At 65.4% G+C, this 17,156-nt stretch carries 18 protein-coding genes; 10 read left to right on the top strand and 8 right to left on the bottom strand.

What is annotated here, in order from left to right:
• Positions 1-16 precede the first annotated feature (16 nt).
• The 3 genes from fdxA (at position 17) to RZN05_RS15295 (ending at position 1,970) form a co-directional block, all read left to right on the top strand.
• The gene (gene fdxA / locus RZN05_RS15305) at positions 17-355 is read left to right on the top strand and encodes a ferredoxin FdxA (RefSeq protein ID WP_317227434.1); all 339 of its coding nucleotides are present in this window, start codon (positions 17-19) and stop codon (positions 353-355) included.
• Positions 356-605: 250 nt separating this feature from the next.
• The gene (locus tag RZN05_RS15300; protein WP_317227433.1) at positions 606-1,139 is read left to right on the top strand and encodes a CarD family transcriptional regulator; all 534 of its coding nucleotides are present in this window, start codon (positions 606-608) and stop codon (positions 1,137-1,139) included.
• A gap of 111 nt (positions 1,140-1,250) precedes the next feature.
• Positions 1,251-1,970, top strand: coding sequence for a head GIN domain-containing protein (locus RZN05_RS15295; RefSeq protein WP_317227432.1), 720 nt, complete (start codon positions 1,251-1,253; stop codon positions 1,968-1,970).
• Here RZN05_RS15295 and pdeM read toward each other — a convergent pair.
• Together pdeM and RZN05_RS15285 are read right to left on the bottom strand one after the other, a co-directional pair.
• Positions 1,967-2,629, bottom strand: a complete 663-nt coding sequence (gene pdeM, locus RZN05_RS15290) for a ligase-associated DNA damage response endonuclease PdeM (protein WP_317227431.1) — start codon at positions 2,627-2,629, stop codon at positions 1,967-1,969. The two genes, RZN05_RS15295 and pdeM, sit on opposite strands and share 4 nt — an antisense overlap.
• Before the next feature lie 50 nt (positions 2,630-2,679).
• On the bottom strand, positions 2,680-4,092 hold the full coding sequence (locus RZN05_RS15285) for a M20/M25/M40 family metallo-hydrolase (RefSeq protein ID WP_317227430.1): 1,413 nt from the start codon (positions 4,090-4,092) through the stop codon (positions 2,680-2,682).
• A 436-nt stretch (positions 4,093-4,528) separates the two neighbouring features.
• Between RZN05_RS15285 and RZN05_RS15280 the strand changes: the two genes are divergently transcribed.
• Positions 4,529-5,062 carry a helix-turn-helix domain-containing protein gene (locus RZN05_RS15280; RefSeq protein WP_317227429.1) on the top strand — a complete coding sequence of 178 codons (534 nt, stop codon included), beginning with the start codon at positions 4,529-4,531 and terminating at the stop codon, positions 5,060-5,062.
• Positions 5,063-5,065: 3 nt separating this feature from the next.
• Here RZN05_RS15280 and RZN05_RS15275 read toward each other — a convergent pair whose 3' ends face one another.
• Both RZN05_RS15275 and RZN05_RS15270 read right to left on the bottom strand, forming a co-directional pair.
• Positions 5,066-5,368, bottom strand: a complete 303-nt coding sequence (locus RZN05_RS15275; RefSeq protein ID WP_317227428.1) for a hypothetical protein — start codon at positions 5,366-5,368, stop codon at positions 5,066-5,068.
• 95 nt (positions 5,369-5,463) lie between these two features.
• On the bottom strand, positions 5,464-5,880 hold the full coding sequence (locus RZN05_RS15270; RefSeq protein WP_317227427.1) for a hypothetical protein: 417 nt from the start codon (positions 5,878-5,880) through the stop codon (positions 5,464-5,466).
• Positions 5,881-6,328: 448 nt separating this feature from the next.
• Here RZN05_RS15270 and RZN05_RS15265 point away from each other — a divergent pair, with 448 nt between their 5' ends.
• The 5 genes from RZN05_RS15265 to RZN05_RS15245 all read left to right on the top strand — a co-directional run bounded on the left by RZN05_RS15265 (position 6,329) and on the right by RZN05_RS15245 (position 12,412).
• The gene (locus RZN05_RS15265) at positions 6,329-6,967 is read left to right on the top strand and encodes a hypothetical protein (RefSeq protein WP_317227426.1); all 639 of its coding nucleotides are present in this window, start codon (positions 6,329-6,331) and stop codon (positions 6,965-6,967) included.
• A 223-nt stretch (positions 6,968-7,190) separates the two neighbouring features.
• Positions 7,191-7,922: a hypothetical protein gene (locus tag RZN05_RS15260; protein ID WP_317227425.1), complete on the top strand. Its 732-nt coding sequence runs from the start codon at positions 7,191-7,193 to the stop codon at positions 7,920-7,922.
• A 122-nt stretch (positions 7,923-8,044) separates the two neighbouring features.
• On the top strand, positions 8,045-8,845 hold the full coding sequence (locus tag RZN05_RS15255; RefSeq protein WP_317227424.1) for a fimbria/pilus periplasmic chaperone: 801 nt from the start codon (positions 8,045-8,047) through the stop codon (positions 8,843-8,845).
• Complete coding sequence (locus RZN05_RS15250) at positions 8,842-11,484, top strand: fimbria/pilus outer membrane usher protein (protein ID WP_317227423.1); 2,643 nt, start codon at positions 8,842-8,844, stop codon at positions 11,482-11,484. The genes RZN05_RS15255 and RZN05_RS15250 overlap by 4 nt, the downstream gene beginning before the upstream one ends.
• 7 nt (positions 11,485-11,491) lie before the next feature.
• Positions 11,492-12,412: a hypothetical protein gene (locus RZN05_RS15245; RefSeq protein WP_317227422.1), complete on the top strand. Its 921-nt coding sequence runs from the start codon at positions 11,492-11,494 to the stop codon at positions 12,410-12,412.
• 249 nt (positions 12,413-12,661) lie between these two features.
• Here RZN05_RS15245 and RZN05_RS15240 read toward each other — a convergent pair whose 3' ends face one another.
• Positions 12,662-13,630: a cell wall hydrolase gene (locus RZN05_RS15240; protein ID WP_317227421.1), complete on the bottom strand. Its 969-nt coding sequence runs from the start codon at positions 13,628-13,630 to the stop codon at positions 12,662-12,664.
• Positions 13,631-13,746: 116 nt separating this feature from the next.
• The gene (tgt, locus tag RZN05_RS15235; protein ID WP_317227420.1) at positions 13,747-14,883 is read right to left on the bottom strand and encodes a tRNA guanosine(34) transglycosylase Tgt; all 1,137 of its coding nucleotides are present in this window, start codon (positions 14,881-14,883) and stop codon (positions 13,747-13,749) included.
• 73 nt (positions 14,884-14,956) lie between these two features.
• Between tgt and RZN05_RS15230 the strand changes: the two genes are divergently transcribed.
• The gene (locus RZN05_RS15230) at positions 14,957-15,577 is read left to right on the top strand and encodes a cupin domain-containing protein (protein ID WP_317227419.1); all 621 of its coding nucleotides are present in this window, start codon (positions 14,957-14,959) and stop codon (positions 15,575-15,577) included.
• Here RZN05_RS15230 and RZN05_RS15225 read toward each other — a convergent pair.
• Both RZN05_RS15225 and RZN05_RS15220 read right to left on the bottom strand, forming a co-directional pair.
• Positions 15,574-16,224, bottom strand: coding sequence for an HAD hydrolase-like protein (locus tag RZN05_RS15225; protein ID WP_317227418.1), 651 nt, complete (start codon positions 16,222-16,224; stop codon positions 15,574-15,576). The two genes, RZN05_RS15230 and RZN05_RS15225, sit on opposite strands and share 4 nt — an antisense overlap.
• Positions 16,217-17,131 carry a cation diffusion facilitator family transporter gene (locus RZN05_RS15220; RefSeq protein WP_317227417.1) on the bottom strand — a complete coding sequence of 305 codons (915 nt, stop codon included), beginning with the start codon at positions 17,129-17,131 and terminating at the stop codon, positions 16,217-16,219. Before RZN05_RS15220 ends, RZN05_RS15225 begins: the two co-directional genes overlap by 8 nt.
• Between the last annotated feature and the right edge of the window lie 25 nt (positions 17,132-17,156).

The raw sequence follows: 17,156 nt of genomic DNA, 5'->3' as shown, positions 1-17,156 counted from the left end.
AGGGAGCCGACCTGCCATGACCTATGTCGTCACCGACGCCTGCATCCGGTGCAAGTACATGGATTGCGTCGAGGTGTGTCCGGTCGACTGTTTCTATGAGGGCGAGAACATGCTCGTCATCAATCCCAGCGAATGCATCGATTGCGGCGTGTGCGAGCCCGAATGCCCGGCCGAGGCGATCCTGCCCGATACCGAGAATGGGCTCGAAAAGTGGCTCGAACTCAATCGCACCTATTCGGAGCAATGGCCCAACATTACCCAGAAGGGCGATGCGCCGGCCGACGCCGATGCGATGAAGGGCGAGGAAGGCAAGTTCGAGAAGTATTTCTCGCCCGAGCCCGGCACCGGCAACTGATCCGCGCCGCGCCGCGGAGACCGGCTTGGCAGAATCTTTGCCGCAGTGCACATAAATGCGCTGCACCGATGACGTGCGGCTGGTAATTTTATTGCAACCGTGTTAAACGGATCGCGACGGGGGCGATGAATCGCCCTTCCGCCCGGAGAAGCATAGGTTGTTGTCCCGAACCGCCAGCCCGGCGCAGAATGCGCCCGGGTCGACGCCGCAATCGTTCGGGGCCGGTTATTCACGGAAAGGTCTCTAGCACATGGCTGCCAAGGCGCTGTCCTTCGATGTCGGCGATTATGTCGTTTACCCCAAGCACGGCGTGGGCCGTGTGATCGAGCTGCAGAAACAGGAAATTGCGGGCATGCAGCTCGAGCTCTACGTGCTGCGCTTCGAAAAGGAGAAGATGACTCTCCGCGTGCCCACCAACAAGGCCGAGAGCGTCGGCATGCGCAAGCTGTCGAGCGACAAGACGCTCAAGGAAGCGCTCGAGACGCTCAAGGGCAAGCCCAAGGTAAAGCGCACCATGTGGTCGCGCCGCGCGCAGGAATATGAGGCGAAGATCAATTCGGGCGACCTCGTGTCGATCGCCGAAGTGGTCCGCGACCTGTTCCGCGCCGACGACCAGCCCGAGCAGAGCTATTCCGAGCGCCAGATCTTCGAAGCGGCTGCATCGCGCCTCGCGCGCGAACTCGCCGCGATGGAAGAGGTCGACGAGCCGACCGCGCTCGAGAAGATCCTCGACATCCTGCGCAAGGCTGCGGCGATCTGGAACAAGGACAAGGTTCCCGCCTGATCGGGCGAACGAACCGCTGGACGGCGAAGGGGCGTGTGGGCAACCGCCGCCCCTTTTCCTTGTCCGGCTTCTAGTGTATTGTGTATGCAATACACAGTTTGGGAGAAGGGAATGCGTATGCTGCTAATGATCGCGTTGCTGCCGCTGGCGGCATGCCAGTCGAACTGGGAGAAGCAGGGCGAGGCCGCGCAGGCGAGCGGGACCGGCTCGACGCGCAGCTTTGCGGCGAGCGGATTCACCGGCGTCGAGCTGCGCGGATCGGACGATGTCGACGTCACGACGGGCAAGAGCTTCGCAGTGACCGCCGAGGGCGATTCGAAGGTGCTGGACCTGCTAGACATCCGCGTGATCGACGGCACGCTGCGCGTCGGGCGCAAGGATTCGAAAGATGGCTGGTTCGGCAAGGATCGCGGCGCGCGCGTCCATGTCGTGATGCCACGGCTGACTGCCGCGGCAGTGGGCGGGTCGGGCAACATGACCGTTGACCGGGCAGAAGGCGATTTCGATGGCGCGGTCTCGGGCTCGGGCAATCTCCGCGTCGCCGAGCTGCGCGGCAACGCGACCGAATTGTCGGTCGCCGGCTCGGGCGACCTCGATATCGCCGGCAGCGCATCGAAATTGTCGGCGTCTGTCGCCGGTTCGGGCAATATCAACGCCCGCAAGCTCACGGCGTCTAGCGCCGACGTTTCGATTGCGGGATCCGGCAATGTCCTGGGTACGGTGAAGGGTCCGGCATCGGTGTCGATCGTCGGTTCGGGCGATGCCGATTTGGGCGGCGGCGCCAATTGCACGGTAAACAAGGTCGGCTCGGGCGAGGCGCACTGCGGCTAAGCGGCGACCGGAAAGCGTAGCAGCCGGTCTTCGAGGGCAACCAGTGCTTCCGCGCCGCGGCCGACGGCGCGTACGATCTCCGAGTGATGTGCGTCGAGCCCGCCGGTCAGTGCGCCGAAGGCGGGGAGGATCAGCTTGGTCGCGGTGGCGACAAAGCAGCGCCGCGCCACCTGGCGTCCGCGCAGGTTGATCCGCAGCTTGGGATGGAAATGGCCCGAGAGTTCGGGACGGGTTTCTTCGGGCTCGGCTTCGTGGCGAAGCACGAGCCCGTCGACCTCGGCTTCCTCGACGATTGTGCCGCCGCAATGGTCGACCAGCAGCGAATCGTGGTTGCCGGTGATCCAGTGCCAGTCGAGCCGCGTGGTGAGGCCGGTCAGCATCGCGCGCGCGTCGGCGGGCAGGCGTTCACAGCCCGCCGAATCGTGGAAGCTGTCGCCCAGGCACCAGAGCTCGGCTGCTGTTGTGCGATCGACCAGCGCCGACAGTGCGGCGAGCGTCGCCAGCGAATCATAGGGCGGCAGCATCTGGCCCTTGCTCGCGAACCAGCTGCCCTTCTCGAAATGCAGGTCGGCGACAAGCAGCGCGCGCCGGGCGGGCCAGTAAAGCGCGCCCTCGGCGAGCGCCTGGAAGTCGTGACCGCCGAACGAAAGGGGAACCATGCTCCTGCCTATCCGGCTTGGAGCAGGCCCCTGTCAACTCCGCAAACGCTTCAGGCGGCTGCGGTTTCGGCGCTCTGGGCTGGCGCCATCTCGCCCAACTTGCCCAAAATGCGTACCCAGGAACGGATGCCCTTGTGGAAGCTGTTGAGATCGTATTTCTCGTTGGGCGAGTGGATGTTGTCGTCGTTGAGCGCGAAGCCGACCATCACGCTGTCCATGCCGAGGATCGAGCGGATCGAATTGACTACCGGGATCGATCCGCCGCTGGCGAGTAGCGCCGACTTGCCCCATTCGGCGTCGAGCGCGGCACGCGTCGCGGCGAGCGGCGGGCTGTCGCTCGCCAGGCTGATCGCCTTCGATCCCCCGCGGACGTTGAACTCGGCCGAACAGTCCGCGGGCAGGCGTGAGCGGACATGGTCCTCGAACGCCGCCCAGACCTGGTCGGGATCCTGGCCTCCGACGAGGCGGAAGCTGATCTTAGCATGCGCCTCGGCGGGAATCACGGTCTTGAAGCCTTCGCCGATATAGCCACCCCAGATGCCGTTGATCTCCGCAGTTGGCCGCGCCCAGCTCTGCTCGAGCACGCCGACGCCCTTCTCGCCTGCGGGAACGCTGAGCCCAATATCGCCGAGGAACTGCTTCGAATCGAAATTGAGCGCGTTCCAGCTTGCCTGGACGTCGTCGCTCAAGGGATGCACGTTGTCATAGAAGCCGGCCAGCGTGACATGGCCATCGGCATCCTTGAGGTCGGCGAGGATGTTCGTCAGCACCTGGATCGGATTGCGCGCCGGGCCGCCATAGATCCCCGAATGGAGATCGCGCGATGGGCCACGCACGGTGACCTGGCCGCCGGCCATGCCGCGCAGGCCGATGGTCAGACCCGGCGTCGCGGTATCCCACATCGAGGTGTCGCAGATCAGCGCGAATTCGGCGCGGAGTTCGTCGGCATTGGCGTGGAGAAAAGGCTCGAGGCTCTCCGACCCCGATTCCTCTTCGCCTTCGAACAAGATGGTGACGCGGACGGGAAGCCGGCCCTCGACGTCCTTCCACGCGCGGCATGCCTCGATGAAGGTGCGCAGCTGGCCCTTGTCATCCGACGCGCCGCGGCCGACGATCGCCTTGCTTCCGTCGGCGCGGGTCTCGAGCACCGGGTCGAAAGGGTCGCGCTTCCACAATTCGAGCGGATCGACCGGCTGGACGTCGTAATGGCCATAGAAGAGGACATGTGGTCCTTCGCCATCGTGATGCGCGACGACCATCGGGTGCCCCGGCGTCGGCGCGACACGGGCCTCGAAGCCGAGCGCGACGAGCTCGTCGGTGAGCACCTGCGCGGCGGCAAGGCACTGCTCGGCATATGCCGGATCGGTCGAGATCGAGGGCACGCGCATCAGCGCGAACAGGCGGTCAAGGCTGTCGTCGAGATGGGCATCGACATAGGCGAGCGCATTTGCGGAGTCGGTCATGGCGGTGGAGCTACGCCCGGACGCCCGGCGGGGCAAGGGAGCGGCCGGCGTCGATCCACACGGGAGCACAACAGATTTGCTAACAAAGTCTTATTAGAAATTAACCGATTATTAAATATTTAACTATAGGTTTATGGAAAATGATATTTGTTTCACTCTTGATTATATCTCTATAATAGAAGAGTGTGTCTTATAAGAAACGAATGTTGACCAACATTCAAATCTGCGGATGGGTAACGGCTTACAGTGACTCAAATGGCCCCAGTTCTGCCTATCGCGGCATCCAGTAGCTTCGGCGTCGCTGAGGCGATGGCTGAAAGAACCACGAGGCAGTCCGCAAACATCTTAAGGTCCGATCTTCGTGCCGGCCGGTAAGGACTCACTCGTCGGGCTGCTACGCGATTGCGAGGCACGGCTCGTTGAGAGCCGGCGCACGGTGGACGACGCCCTGAATCTGGTGCGGCGCGCCTCCGAGGCCGCGCTGGGGGAGGCGCCGACAAGCGGCCAATCCCCGGCATTGCAGGCAGTGCTCGACTCGCATCGCGACGAACTGGTCGGCCTTGTCCTTTCCGCGCTTGAGCAGGGCGGCGGCCGGACGCGCGAGGCGCGCGCCGACTATTTCAACTCGCTCGTCTATCGCGAGGAGGAGAACCAGTATCGCGTCGGCCGGCGTCAGGTCGGACTTACCGAATCGGAGAAGCGCGTGCTCGACCTGCTTTGGCAGGCGATGCCGCAGCCGGTGTCGCGCCGCCAGCTCCACCAGGCGCTCTATGCCGATGGCGAGCAGGCGACTATCGGGATTATCGACGTGTTCGTTTCCAATTTGCGGCAGAAGCTCAAGCTTGCAAGCGGCGGGCGTGATTTCATCCAGTCGGTGCGCGGGCAGGGCTGGGCGCTCAAACCCGAATATTGTCGCAACCGCGCGGCGCCGGGCGAAGAGGCCGGGGAGGCCGGGCGCCAGCGCGCCTGAGGTTCAGGCCTGGCTGCCGCCTACGACGCGAAGCTGCGCCCGCGCCTTGTCGCTGCGGTCCGCCCGGGCGAGGCCATCGGCATAGCTGCGGATGCGGTCGCCCAGCGCGGCGGCGACGTCCGGGTGGCGTTGGAGCGGGCTGGCGGCGATGTCGCCCAAGGCGTGGAGCCGGCGCGCGGCGGCGTCGGCATCGATCAGCCCGAGATTGACGAGGTCGATATAGATCGACGAAGCGAGCAGCGCCTGCGCCTCGATCAGCGTATCGACGACCTCCGTGAGATCCTTCGGTTGGACGGGCGTTTCCATGCGCCCAAAATAGAGGCCGTTCCGGAATCCGCGCAACGGCTTCCGGAACGGCGACAGGTTCAATCCGGGACAGTCGGGCCCGGCCCGGCCTATGGCTAGATGGTTTCGAGGTTGAATTCGAGACGGTCGGTGTCGAAGCCGGCGGCGCCGGGCTCGGCAAAGACTTCACGGTCGCGGATGCGCGGCCCCTGGGCCTGGCTGATCACCGCGCGGCCCGAGCCGTCGAGTACGACGCGCTCTTCGCCCACCGCGACGACGGCGCCCTTCATCGAGCCCGGCGCATAGTTGACCACCAGCGCATAGCCGCGCGGTGAATTGCAGAACTCGCGCAGCGCTCCCAGGCGATAGCCCGCGCCCGCCTGGCTGATCGCGCTTTGATGGCTGACATTGCACACCACCGGCACGGTCAGGCGAATGTTCAAGGTGCCCGTGGCGACGTTTTCGGCGCCCGCGGCGGATCCGCACAACAGCAGAAGCACGGCAGAGAACTTGGGGAGAGATCTGATCGGCATCGTAACACCCGTTGCTGCTGGATCAGGCCTGATCTCACGTCCCATTGAAAATATGATTGATACGCAGAGTTAATGATCTAAGAATGTATCAACGCCGGGCGAAAAGAGGCCGTTCCAAAATGGCCCGCTGCCTGCGGTGAAGCGTTGATGCGACTCGACGAGCTGCCGAGTCGCTCCAGGCGATTCGGCCGGAAGCGGTCGACTCCGCCTGTTACCGGGTATTTCCTTACAAAAAATTTAAGAGATAACCGGTTGTTTACGTTCCGTAAATTTGCGGATGTGCGCTTCCGGGACGGATTAACTCTTTAAATCCATCGACTCGTCGCAGGTTAAGACCCTATTAAAGGTTTAATCGGTGAGGGGAGTTGAGGGTATGTGCTCCGGGGGGAGCCGCCCGCACCGTCCGCAAAACGAATCGTTGCGCACCTATGGTGCGCGCCGAATCGGTATGTCGGACGCTGCGGCGGAGTATAGAGCGGGGGGCGCGCCGCAGGGCGCACATTTCCAGGCATCTCAGGACAGCGCCGCCGCCCGGGCCTCGGTCTCGGCGCGCGTTCGCCTCGCTGTGGCCGGTGCCGCGCTGCTGCTCGGCGGTGCGCTTGCCGCGCCTGCCGCCGCGCAGGAAATCTCCAATGTGAAGTCGGTCGACATCGCCGTGCAGGGTAGCATTGCCCAGCGCTGCCAGATGGGTTCGATGCCCACGGCTGACTTCGGCGATCTGACTCGTCCGGGCAAGGCTGCAGCGGTGAAAGTGGCGCTCGACTGCAACGTGCCGTTCAAGATGCAGATCAAGGCGCAGAACGGCGCGCTTGCCCATTCCGAAATGCCGAACGGCTCGGGCCCCTATGCGGGTTCGATTCCTTACGTCCTCGACGTCGAGCTGCCGGTCCGCCGCCCGACCACCGAGATGATATCCAAGATTTTCGAGGGGCGTTCGCTCACCGGCGGGCAAACCATCTCGAGTGCGGATGGCATTGCGATGGACGGGCTGCTGCTGCGGCTCAGTCTTGGCAGTGTCACCAAAGAGGCTGGCCTGCTTGCCGGTCAGTACGGGGAAGTAATCGAGATAACTATCGCTCCCAACTGAAATAAATAATAACGACTACCCAAGTAAAGGGTCGCAATCCGGTTGATACTGGACCCGTTCAGTATTGATCGAAACTTGCCATTGCTGTTCCGACGTTGGAATAATGGTGGTTAATGCAAACAGATAATTGTTGAATGTTTGCCAATACTTGTTAAACGTCAACTATCGGCGATCGACTCGGCAACAACGTCGGGAGGCGCCGAAACCAAGTGGGGAATTGCACATGAAGAAGCTTCTCTCGGCAGCCGCTGTTGCGCTGCTCTCGACCGCTGGCGTCGCTCAGGCTGACGACATCGCCTTCTCGGGTCAGACGCCGGGCATCATCGGCGGCACAACGAGCCACTCGACGACCCTCGGCTACGCCGTTGGCCTCGTCCTCAGCGGCGGCGTCGGTTACAGCCAGTGGGGCCTGAACGACGGCAACTCGCAGGCCGCGTCGCCGACCGTCACCAACACCTGGCTGATCAAGGGTTCGGTGAGCAAGGACTGCTCCTACTATGGCGGCAGCAGCACCGCGCACACGCTCGACTTCGGCACGATTGGCGTGAACACGAACTCGAACACCAACGTCAACAGCGCGTTCGACATGATGTCGTCGGCCAGCGCCGTCGTGAACTCGACCACCGCGGGCTGCAACTTCAACAACACCGTCACGCTGAAGAAGAACCAGCTCGGCCTCGTCAATGCGGCTGCTGGCGGCTATGACTCGGACGAGTTCCAGGCGAACATCCCGTACTCGGCCACCGCGACCTTCGAAGCGACCACCAACACCTCGGCCGGTGCTTCGGGCTCGACCCAGAACGTCGTTGCCGCTGCAGGCGACGCGCAGAAGGTCTGGACCGGCGGTGCATGGCGCTCGGACATGACGCTGACCATCCTGGCGCCCGCGCCCAGCAAGGCGCTGGTCGCCGGCAACTACTCGGACACGCTGACCGTCGAGCTCAAGGCTCTCTGATCCAGCGGTCCGGCAGTATGCCTGACTAAAGGAAGGGGGAGGAGACAATCCTCCCCCTTTCGAGTATTGCGTATCGATTCGCCCGTATTTCGGGCGAAGCATTAGGGGTGGGGGCCTCGCCAGTGTTCAGCAAGTTCCAGCGGACCGCTATCGGTTCGGCCATCGTCGCGACCGCGCTCGTCGTGGGCGGCGTCTCGGTTTATGCGATGCGCGTCTCGCCGATGATCGTCGAGATGACCACCACGGGGAGCGACGCTGTCGCGCGCGTGGAAGTGCAGAACCTCAATGCCGGCCGCCTGCCGTTCGAGACGCGGATCACGCGCCTCAACTTCGACGAGAGCGGTGTCCCGACCGAAACCCCGGCTGATGCCGATTTCATCGTCTTCCCGCCGCAGGGCATGCTCCCCCAGGGCGCGCGCCAGGTCGTGCGCCTGCAATGGGTGGGCGCCGCCGATATTCCGACCTCGCAGGCTTATTATCTCTCGGTCAACCAGCTCCCCGTGCCCGTCGATCCGGGCGCCGGCGCGCAATCGGCGCAGGTGCAGGTGGTTTATCACATGAAGGCGCTGGTCGTTGTCGCCCCGCCCGGCGCCAAGCCCAATGTCGAGACGACCTCGGTCAAGACGATCGACTATCAGCCGCCCGCGGCGAAACAGGGCGATCCGTTGCCGCCCAAGGTGCCCGGCGTCGAAGTCACGATGAAGAATAGCGGTCGGCGCCACGCGATGATGTCGGCGCTGAAATGGGGCTTCGAGGGCAAGGGCACCGACGGCAAGCCGCTGCGGATCCTGGTCAGCCAGGAAGAGCTCAGCCGCGTCGTCGGCAGCGGGTACATCCAGGGCGGGGGGGGCGTGCGCACCTTCCAGCTGCCGCTCGCCCGCGCGTTCGGGCCCGGCCCGATCACCGTCAAGTTCCTGCAGTGAGCCGCAGCCGGCTGCTCGGCGCCACGGCGTGGTTCTGCCTGACCAGCGGAACCGCCGCGGCGCAGGTTTCCGTGCCGCTGCCGCGCACGCAGCCAGCGCCCGCGCCGCAGACGACCGTCCCGCTGCCCAGCCCGTCGCCGACCCCGCCGCAGCAATCGGGCTCGGTGCCGCTGCCCGGCGGCGCCAAGCCCGACATCGACGCACTGCCCATGGTCGGCCAGACCGGCACGGCGGGGCTGCCGATCGGCAAGCATGGCCGGCCCGACATCAACCCCTATGACCGCGACATGGACCTCACCGTGCCGCTGCTGTTCAAGCAGCGCTCGCTGGGCGACATGCCGATCCGGCTGACCTTCGACGATCGGCTGCTCGTCGAGCGCAAGCCGTTCGAGACGCTGATCGCGGGGCTGCTCAACGAGGAGGCGCGCGCGCAGTTGCTCGCCGCGTCGCCGGGCAAGGACCGGATCGAATCGGACGATCTGAAGCCGCTGGGCATCTCGTTCGAATATGATCCGTCGAGCCTGGCGGTGGTGGTGCTGACGATCGATCCGTCGCGGCGCTCGCTCCAGCAGCTGTTCGCACCGCCCACGCCCGGCGACGAGACAATCGACCTGCAACCTGCGGACTTCTCCGCCTTCCTCAACATCAACGCCTTCTATGCGCATGCCTGGCGCGGCGGTAACAACGGCCCGCCCTCGGTCGCGCTCAACACGGCGCTGCGCTATGGGGGTGTCGTGCTCGAAGCCGATGGCCAGTTCGGCACGCAGGGCTTCGCCGGCGATAGCTATCGCTTCGACCGCAACTATGCGCGCTTCGTCTATGACGAGCCGACCGCGTATCGGCGCTGGTATCTCGGCGACCTCACGCCCGAGGTTCGCGGCCAGCAGGGTTTCGTCCAGATGGGCGGCGTCGGCGTCAGCCGTCAGCGCCAGCGCTTCGATCCGTATCGCTCGTCGGTGCTACAGGGCAACCGCCAGCTGGTGCTCCAGCGCGACGCGAGCGTGCGCATCCTGCGCAACGGCGTGCTGTATCGCGAGCTGCGGCTCGATGCGGGATCGTACGACTTCAGCTCGCTGCCGCTGCTTGCGGGCAGCAACGACGTCCAGATCGAAGTTCGCGACAATTCGGGCGCGATCCAGTCGATCAACTACAGCCAGTATCTCGATCCGATCGACCTGGTACCCGGCGACTTCGAATATGCCGCCTATATCGGCCCGACGAGCAACAATTTCGGCCGCTCGCCGGTGTATAACGGCCCGGTCGCCTTCTCGGGTTTCTTCCGCAAGGCGTTTGTCGATGCGCCGGCGATCGGCATCGGCGTGCAGGCGAGCGCGCGCGTCCAGACGCTAACCGGCCAGACCCAGTTCGTGCTCGGCGGCGGTTCGCGGCTGCTGCTGGACGGCGGCGTCAGCAATTCGCGCGACGTCGGCAAGGGTTTTTCGGGGGGCGTCGGGTTCGACCAGCTGATCGATCGCGGCGGACTCGTCGATTCGGCAAGCATCCGCGCGGACTATCTGTCGCGGCATTATGCTTATCTGTCCTCGCCACTTGCGGACAATAGCAGCTCGTTCTCGGTCAACGGCCAATATACGCGACAGATCAGCCAGCGCTTCTCGGCGCTGATCAGCGCGAGCTACCTCAAGAGCCGCAACCGCAACGACAGCTACCGCATCGGCGCGTCGGGCAATTATTATTTCGACCGCCGCTTCAGCGTCCGCGCCGGGGTCGAATATTCGAAGTTCGACAGCGCGATAGGCCGCGGCCGCGGCCTCGGCTTCAACATCGCCCTGGTCTACCAGCCCAATTTCCGCGACCGCTTCGAAGCACGGCACGAGAGCAGCACCGACAACAGCTCGCTCTCCTATCTCCACGCTTCGTCGAATCAGATCGGCAGCATCGGCTATGGCGCGGTCGCAACGCGCGACGACCGCACCGTCGCAGGGCAGGGCTTCGTCGATTATATCGCCAATCGCTTCGACGCGACGGTGACGCATGCCAGCTATGGTCCGAACATCGGCCGGATCGGCGAGGTCAACGTCTCGTCGGTGCGCGTCGGCACGTCGATCGCGTTTGCAGACGGCGTGGTCGGCGTGGGCCGCCGCGTCAACGACAGCTTCGCCTTGCTCTACCCGCACAAGAACCTGAAGGGCCACAGCGTCGTTGCCGGCCAGTCGCTGGTCAGCAACGACTATATGAGCAAGAGCGGCACGTTCGGTGCGGCGGTCAACGGCTATCTCAATAGCTACGTCAACCAGCCGATCCAGTACGACGTCGAGAATCCGCCGCTCGGCTACGATACCGGGCCCGGCGTCGCGCGCGTCAATCCGCGCTATCACAGCGGCTACACGCTCAGGGTCGGCACCGACGCGTTCGTGAGTGCCGCCGGCGTGCTAACCTTCCCCGACGGCTCGCCGGTATCGCTGGCGGGCGGGCGGGTGATCGCCAAGGACGGCAAGGACAAGGAACCCTTGCCCTTCTTCACCAATTCGGTCGGGCGGTTCGCGATCCAGAACCTGCGCCCGGCAGTCGATTACCGCGTCGAGCTTGGTGCGGGGCCGACGGCGTTCGAGTTCAAGGTCCCCGCGGACACGACTGGTCTCGTCGATCTTAAGACTATAAAGCTAAAGCCGGCGAATTGAGGTGATTATGAAGACCCTGATTTCGGCCACATTGGCATTCGCCGCGGCACTGGCTTCCGCCGCACCCGCCTGGGCGCAGGCCTCTCTCGCGGCGCGCAGTGATTGCGCGCTGCGGATCGACAGCGCCGCGACCAACTGGATCATCCAGGGCTACGACCCGTTCGCGACTACCGCGCCGATCGGCACGTTCGATGTGATGTTCCATAACGAGGGCGGCGCGGCGTGCGCGTTCGATCCGATCTTCGTGGTCGATCAGGAAGCGTTCGGCCTGACGCAGGCGGGGCGCACCGGCCGCGTCACCTACACGCTGCTCGACCAGTTCTCGAACAGCAATGCCACGCCGGTTTCGGGGCGCACCATCGCGCGGTTTACGCAGCGGCCGGTCGTCGTCCAGCCGCGCGGCCAGCAGCTCGTCCGCTTCCAGTTTAGCGCCGACGAGGATGGGCTGATCGCCGACGGGCTCTACACGCAGCGCGTTACGCTGATTGCGCAGGAAAAGGGCCGCAGCGACGCGCTTGCCATGCGGTCGTTCGTGCTCGGGGTGAACGTGCTGCCCTCGGCGGTGCTCGGGCTTTCGGGCCAGTATCGCCGCAACGGCGGCCAGGCGCTGGTCGATCTGGGCGAGCTGAGCGAAGGCGTCGCGCGCGTGCCGCTCAACGTCACCGTCGCGAGCACCCGCGCCTATCGGCTCGAATTCGTGTCGAAGAACAATGGCCTACTCAAGATGGCCAATACCGACTGGAGCGTGCCGTATCAGCTGATGGTCGGCGAAAGCACGCTCTCGCTCGCCTCGACGGCCAAATACACTTCGACCGGCAAGGATCCGACCCGCGAAACGCTGCCGATGCGCTTCATGATCGGCAGCGTCGCGGGCAAGCGCGCCGGGTTGTACAGCGACCTAATCACCGTATCGATCGCGCCGCGATGATGCCGTGATCCCTACCGCACGCCGCGGCTCCGGCCGCAACGTGCGCGGTTCGTAAAGCGAGCGCTGCCCAGCTTCCAGGTCGCGCCCGTCAAGACAGTATCGACTAGCTGCCGCGTCATCTCCCCCCGGATGACCCAACGCGGCAGCGCGGGCGCTCTCCTTGCCGCACGCAGTGAGAGCGCCCGCTACCCTAGGGGCAGCAGGTTAACGCGCGATTGACGATGTTGGCGGGCGGCCGGGCCACGCGGCTCAGCGCAGCGGCTTGCCGCTGTCTTTCCACTTGTCGAGGATCTGCGAGTCCGTGTCGGCCGCGGCATAGGCGGCGACCGGTGCGCCGCTCTGGACATAGGCCGGCTGGATCGCCTCGCGCACCGTGACGGGTTGGGGCGCCGGCAGTGCGGGCGCGGCCGCCGCGACTACGGGAGGCGCGGCACTGGCGTGCGGCGCAGGCACGGGCTCGCCGCCGAGATAGGCCTGGCGAAACGCCGCGCCCATCCCCCACCAGCCCTTCCAGCGGTGAAAAAAGTGCGCGCCATAGACGCCGGTCATCACCAGGCTGCGGTTCCACGACGGCGTGACGGCATAGGTGTGGTAATGCGTCGCCATGCCGACCGGCGCAAACACACTGCCGGCGAGCGCCGCTTCCGCGACGCGTGCCGCGCGCGCCCACGCGGTGCGCGAGGGCACCCGCGCCATCGCGCCGTCGCACGCGAAGCTGAACTGGCAGCCGCGCTTCTCCGACCCCTGGAACACCACGCCGCACACCGTCGCCGGGAACGCCGGGTGGCGCACGCGATTGAGTACCACCTGCGCGACGGCGCGCTGGCCGTCATCGGGCTCGCTAGCCGCCTCGTAAAAGATCGCCGTGGTCAGGCACTGGAGCGCGCGGGCATGATCGAGGCTGGAGCCGGCAAGCCGGAACGGCGCGGCGGGCTGGATCGACGAGTCGATAACGGCATTGGCGGGCACCGGCGTCTCGGGCAGCGCGATCGTGCCGGTGGTGCCTGCCGACACCGCCGCTTCGTCGGAGATTGCAGTGTAGAAGGCGGCACCAGGAAAATGATCGTCGGCCTCGTAGCCGCTGACGGCGGGCTTTTCGGCGTCGATCGCGCCATCCGAGTTCAGGGCGTGCGCCGAGAAACCCGCGCCGACCAGCGATGCGATCGCCGCCGCCGCCAGTCCGCGTGCCTGTACTCGAGTGAACCGCCGCCAGAACAAGTGCGCTGCCCCCGGGAGCCATGACGACTCCGAACGGCAGCCCATATATCGCAAAACCTTAAGCGATGCGCTCACCGATTCCGAGCAGTCCCGCGACGGAACACAAGATGGTTAAGTCAAACCTTCTCGGCCGCGCCACGATAGCGTGCGCGAAAGTCGTCGGCGAACGCAGTCAGCCTACTCTCGCCGATCGCACCGCGCAGATCGGCCATGAGCTGCTGGTAGAACCAGAGATTATGCTCCGTCATCAGCATCGCGCCGAGAATCTCGCCGGCGCGGACGAGGTGGTGGATATAGGCGCGGCTCCAGCCGGTGCAGGTCGGGCAGGCGCAGGCTGGATCGAGCGGGCCTTCGTCCTCGGCGAACCTGGCGTTGCGGATGTTGATCGGGCCTTGCCGCGTGAACGCCTGGCCGGTGCGCCCGCTGCGGGTGGGCAGCACGCAATCGAACATGTCTACCCCGCGCTCGACCGCGCCGACGATGTCGTCGGGCTTGCCCACGCCCATCAGGTAGCGCGGCTTGGCGGCGTCGAGCTGGCCCGGCGCATAGTCGAGCACGCCGAACATCGCCTCCTGGCCCTCGCCGACTGCCAGGCCGCCGATCGCGTAGCCGTCAAATCCGATGTCGAGCAGCGCGTCGGCCGAGGATTTCCGCAAGCCTTCATCGAGCGCGCCCTGCTGGATACCGAACAATGCGTTGTTCGCGGCATGCTCGCCGCCCGAATCGAAGCCGTCGCGGCTGCGCTTGGCCCAGCGCATCGATCGCTCCATCGCCGCGGCCTGGACCTCGCGGGTCGAGGTGGTGGGGACGAGCTCGTCGAACGCCATCACGATGTTCGAGCCCAATAGCCGCTGGATCTCCATCGAGCGCTCCGGGCTGAGCATGTGGCGGGTGCCGTCGAGGTGCGACTTGAAGACGATGCCTTCCTCGCTGCGCTTGGTCAGCTCGGACAGGCTCATCACCTGGTATCCGCCCGAATCGGTGAGGATCGGCCGGTCCCAGCCCATGAATTTGTGCAGTCCGCCAAGCTTGTGCACACGCTCGGCGGTGGGGCGGAGCATCAGGTGATAGGTGTTGCCGAGCAGGATGTCGGCGCCCGAGGCGCGGACGTCCTGCGGTTTGACGGCCTTGACCGTCGCGGCGGTACCGACGGGCATGAACGCTGGGGTGCGGATCTCGCCACGCTGCATCGCGATCGTGCCCTGGCGCGCCTTGCCATCGGTGGCATGGATGGTGAACTGGAAACGGGACATGGGCGTTGCCCTTGGCGCGTTGAAGCGGAAGTGTCCATTCTCGCGCTCCCAGAGGGAGAGGGAATAAGGAACCATGCCCAACGAAACCACCGACAAGCTCCGCGAAATGGCTGCGCATCGCGGGCTCCGGCTGATCGGCTCGCGGCGGCGCAAGCTGGGCGGGGACTTTGGCAAATATGGGCTCAACGATGCGCAGGGCGGGCCGGTGTTCGGTATCGAGAAGGGCGGCCTCATCGCCTCCGCCGAGGAGATCGAGGACTATCTGCGCGGCATGACGAGCAGCGCCTGGAGCAAGTCCGCGGGATCGGCCGAGCCGCGGTCCAGGCCAAAGGCGAAGCCGGAGCCGAAAGCCAAACCCAAGCCGCGCTTCAAGGTGAAGGTCGCCAACCTGCTTGCCAAGCTGCCGGCGGCAAAGCGCGCCGAGGCGTTCTCCGAACTGCTCGCGCGCCCCGGCATCCGCATCGAGCGGATCGTCTCTCGCGGGCAGGCGACGCCGGAAGAAACGCCGATGGTCCAGGAGCAGGACGAATGGGTGTTGCTGCTCGAAGGTGCGGCGGGGCTGCGGATCGAGGATTCCGTCGAAGTGACGTTAGGCGCGGGCGATCACGTCTGGATCGCGCGCGGCCAGAAGCATTGGGTGACCTGGAGCGCGAAGGATCGTGCGACCGTGTGGCTGGCGGTTCACCTCGACTAGCCGCGATGTGCCGCGACGTAATCCAGGATGTCCTGCGGCTCGCGAAACGTCGCGTCGGGGCCGAGCGCGATCAGCACCGCCTCGCTGGCATAGCCCCACAGCACCGAGCCCGCGCGCATGCCGACTTCGCGCGCGGCGTCGATGTCGCGCGTCTCGTCGCCGATTGCCAGCGTCGCCGCGGCGGGAATGCCCATCTTCTTGAGCACCCGGCGGAACTTGGGCGCCTTGCCGAACAGCGACGAGCCGCAGGCGTAGAAATCGATTCGGGCAGCATGCTGCGGCCCCAGGATGCGACGCGCATTGGTTTCGGAGTTCGACGTGACCAGCGCGATCTTCATGCCCATGTCGGAAAGCTGCTCGAGCAGGTCCGGCGTGCCTGGAAACAGCTCGATCTGGTGCGCGTTGCGGCCGACGAGCTTCCGGAGATAGCGCGCGATCAGCGGCATCTTCCAGCGGGAGATGCCGAGGAAGTCGATGACCTCCCGCGAGCTACGGTGGCGCAGCATCTCGACTTCGCCAGGCTGGACCGTGCGGAAGCGGAATTTCCGCGCGAGCTCGTCGACCACCGAGAGGAACCAGTCGCCGCTGTCCGACAAGGTGCCGTCGAAGTCGAAGATCACCAGCCGGATCTGCACGGTCTCAGACATGGGCGTGGCCGTGCATCCGGCATTCGGCGCCTTCGCCGAGCTCGATCTGGACGGTGGCGTGATCGATGCGAAAGTCGTGCGCGAGGCGATGCTGGAGATCGCGCAGGAACGCGTCGCCCGGATGGCCGCCGGGCATCACCAGGTGCGCGGTCAGCGCGGCCTCGGTGGTGCTCATCGGCCAGATATGAAGATCGTGGACGCGTGCCACGCCCGGCAGGGTCGCCAGCGTGCTGCGCACCGCATCGGCATCGATTCCCTCGGGGACGGCCTGGAGCACCATCACCAGCGATTCGCGCGCGAGGCCCCAGGTGCTCCACAGGATGACCGCGACGATCACCAGGCTGATCGCGGGATCGATCCATTCGGAGCCGGTCCACAGGATCAGCGCGCCGCCGATCACCACCCCGGCCGAGACAGCGGCGTCGGCCGCCATGTGGAGATAGGCGCCGCGGATGTTGATGTCGTGCTTGCGCCCGCGCGCGAACAGCAAGGCGGTCGACAGGTTGACGACGATGCCAGCGGCCGCGACGAGCATCACCGTGCCGCCTTCGATCGCGGGTGGATCGGAGAAGCGTCCGACCGCTTCCCAGGCGATCGCGCCGACCGCGACGAGCAGCAGCACCGAATTGGTCAGTGCGGCGAGGATCGAGCTGCTGCGCAAGCCATAGGTGAAGCGCTTCGACGCGGGGCGCTTGCCGAGCTCGACCGCGGCCCAGGCGACGAGCAGCCCCAGCACGTCGGACAAATTGTGCCCGGCATCGGCGAGCAGCGCGATCGAATCGGTCAGGAACCCCGCAGCGCCCTCGACGACCACGAAGCCGATGTTGAGCGCGGTGCCGATCGCGAAGGCGCGGCCGAAATCGGCCGGCGCGTGATCGTGGTGATGGTGGTCGTGATGCGCGGCCATTCCCCGAGTCTTAGCCGGGGCGTCG

Source organism: Sphingomonas sp. HF-S4 (assembly GCF_032911445.1).
Lineage (GTDB): Bacteria > Pseudomonadota > Alphaproteobacteria > Sphingomonadales > Sphingomonadaceae > Sphingomonas > Sphingomonas agrestis.
This window is presented reverse-complemented; position numbering and strand designations above follow the sequence as displayed.

Excerpts from the sequence above, each read along its gene's own strand:
- RZN05_RS15300 (WP_317227433.1), top strand. The coding sequence starts at position 606 with ATGGCTGCCAAGGCGCTGTCCTTCGATGTCGGCGATTATGTCGTTTAC.
- fdxA (WP_317227434.1), top strand. The coding sequence starts at position 17 with ATGACCTATGTCGTCACCGACGCCTGCATCCGGTGCAAGTACATGGAT.
- pdeM (WP_317227431.1), bottom strand. The coding sequence starts at position 2,629 with ATGGTTCCCCTTTCGTTCGGCGGTCACGACTTCCAGGCGCTCGCCGAG.
- RZN05_RS15245 (WP_317227422.1), top strand. The coding sequence starts at position 11,492 with ATGAAGACCCTGATTTCGGCCACATTGGCATTCGCCGCGGCACTGGCT.
- RZN05_RS15260 (WP_317227425.1), top strand. The coding sequence starts at position 7,191 with ATGAAGAAGCTTCTCTCGGCAGCCGCTGTTGCGCTGCTCTCGACCGCT.
- RZN05_RS15295 (WP_317227432.1), top strand. The coding sequence starts at position 1,251 with ATGCGTATGCTGCTAATGATCGCGTTGCTGCCGCTGGCGGCATGCCAG.
- RZN05_RS15225 (WP_317227418.1), bottom strand. The coding sequence starts at position 16,224 with ATGTCTGAGACCGTGCAGATCCGGCTGGTGATCTTCGACTTCGACGGC.
- RZN05_RS15230 (WP_317227419.1), top strand. The coding sequence starts at position 14,957 with ATGCCCAACGAAACCACCGACAAGCTCCGCGAAATGGCTGCGCATCGC.
- tgt (WP_317227420.1), bottom strand. The coding sequence starts at position 14,883 with ATGTCCCGTTTCCAGTTCACCATCCATGCCACCGATGGCAAGGCGCGC.
- RZN05_RS15270 (WP_317227427.1), bottom strand. The coding sequence starts at position 5,880 with ATGCCGATCAGATCTCTCCCCAAGTTCTCTGCCGTGCTTCTGCTGTTG.
- RZN05_RS15220 (WP_317227417.1), bottom strand. The coding sequence starts at position 17,131 with ATGGCCGCGCATCACGACCACCATCACCACGATCACGCGCCGGCCGAT.
- RZN05_RS15265 (WP_317227426.1), top strand. The coding sequence starts at position 6,329 with ATGTCGGACGCTGCGGCGGAGTATAGAGCGGGGGGCGCGCCGCAGGGC.
- RZN05_RS15275 (WP_317227428.1), bottom strand. The coding sequence starts at position 5,368 with ATGGAAACGCCCGTCCAACCGAAGGATCTCACGGAGGTCGTCGATACG.
- RZN05_RS15285 (WP_317227430.1), bottom strand. The coding sequence starts at position 4,092 with ATGACCGACTCCGCAAATGCGCTCGCCTATGTCGATGCCCATCTCGAC.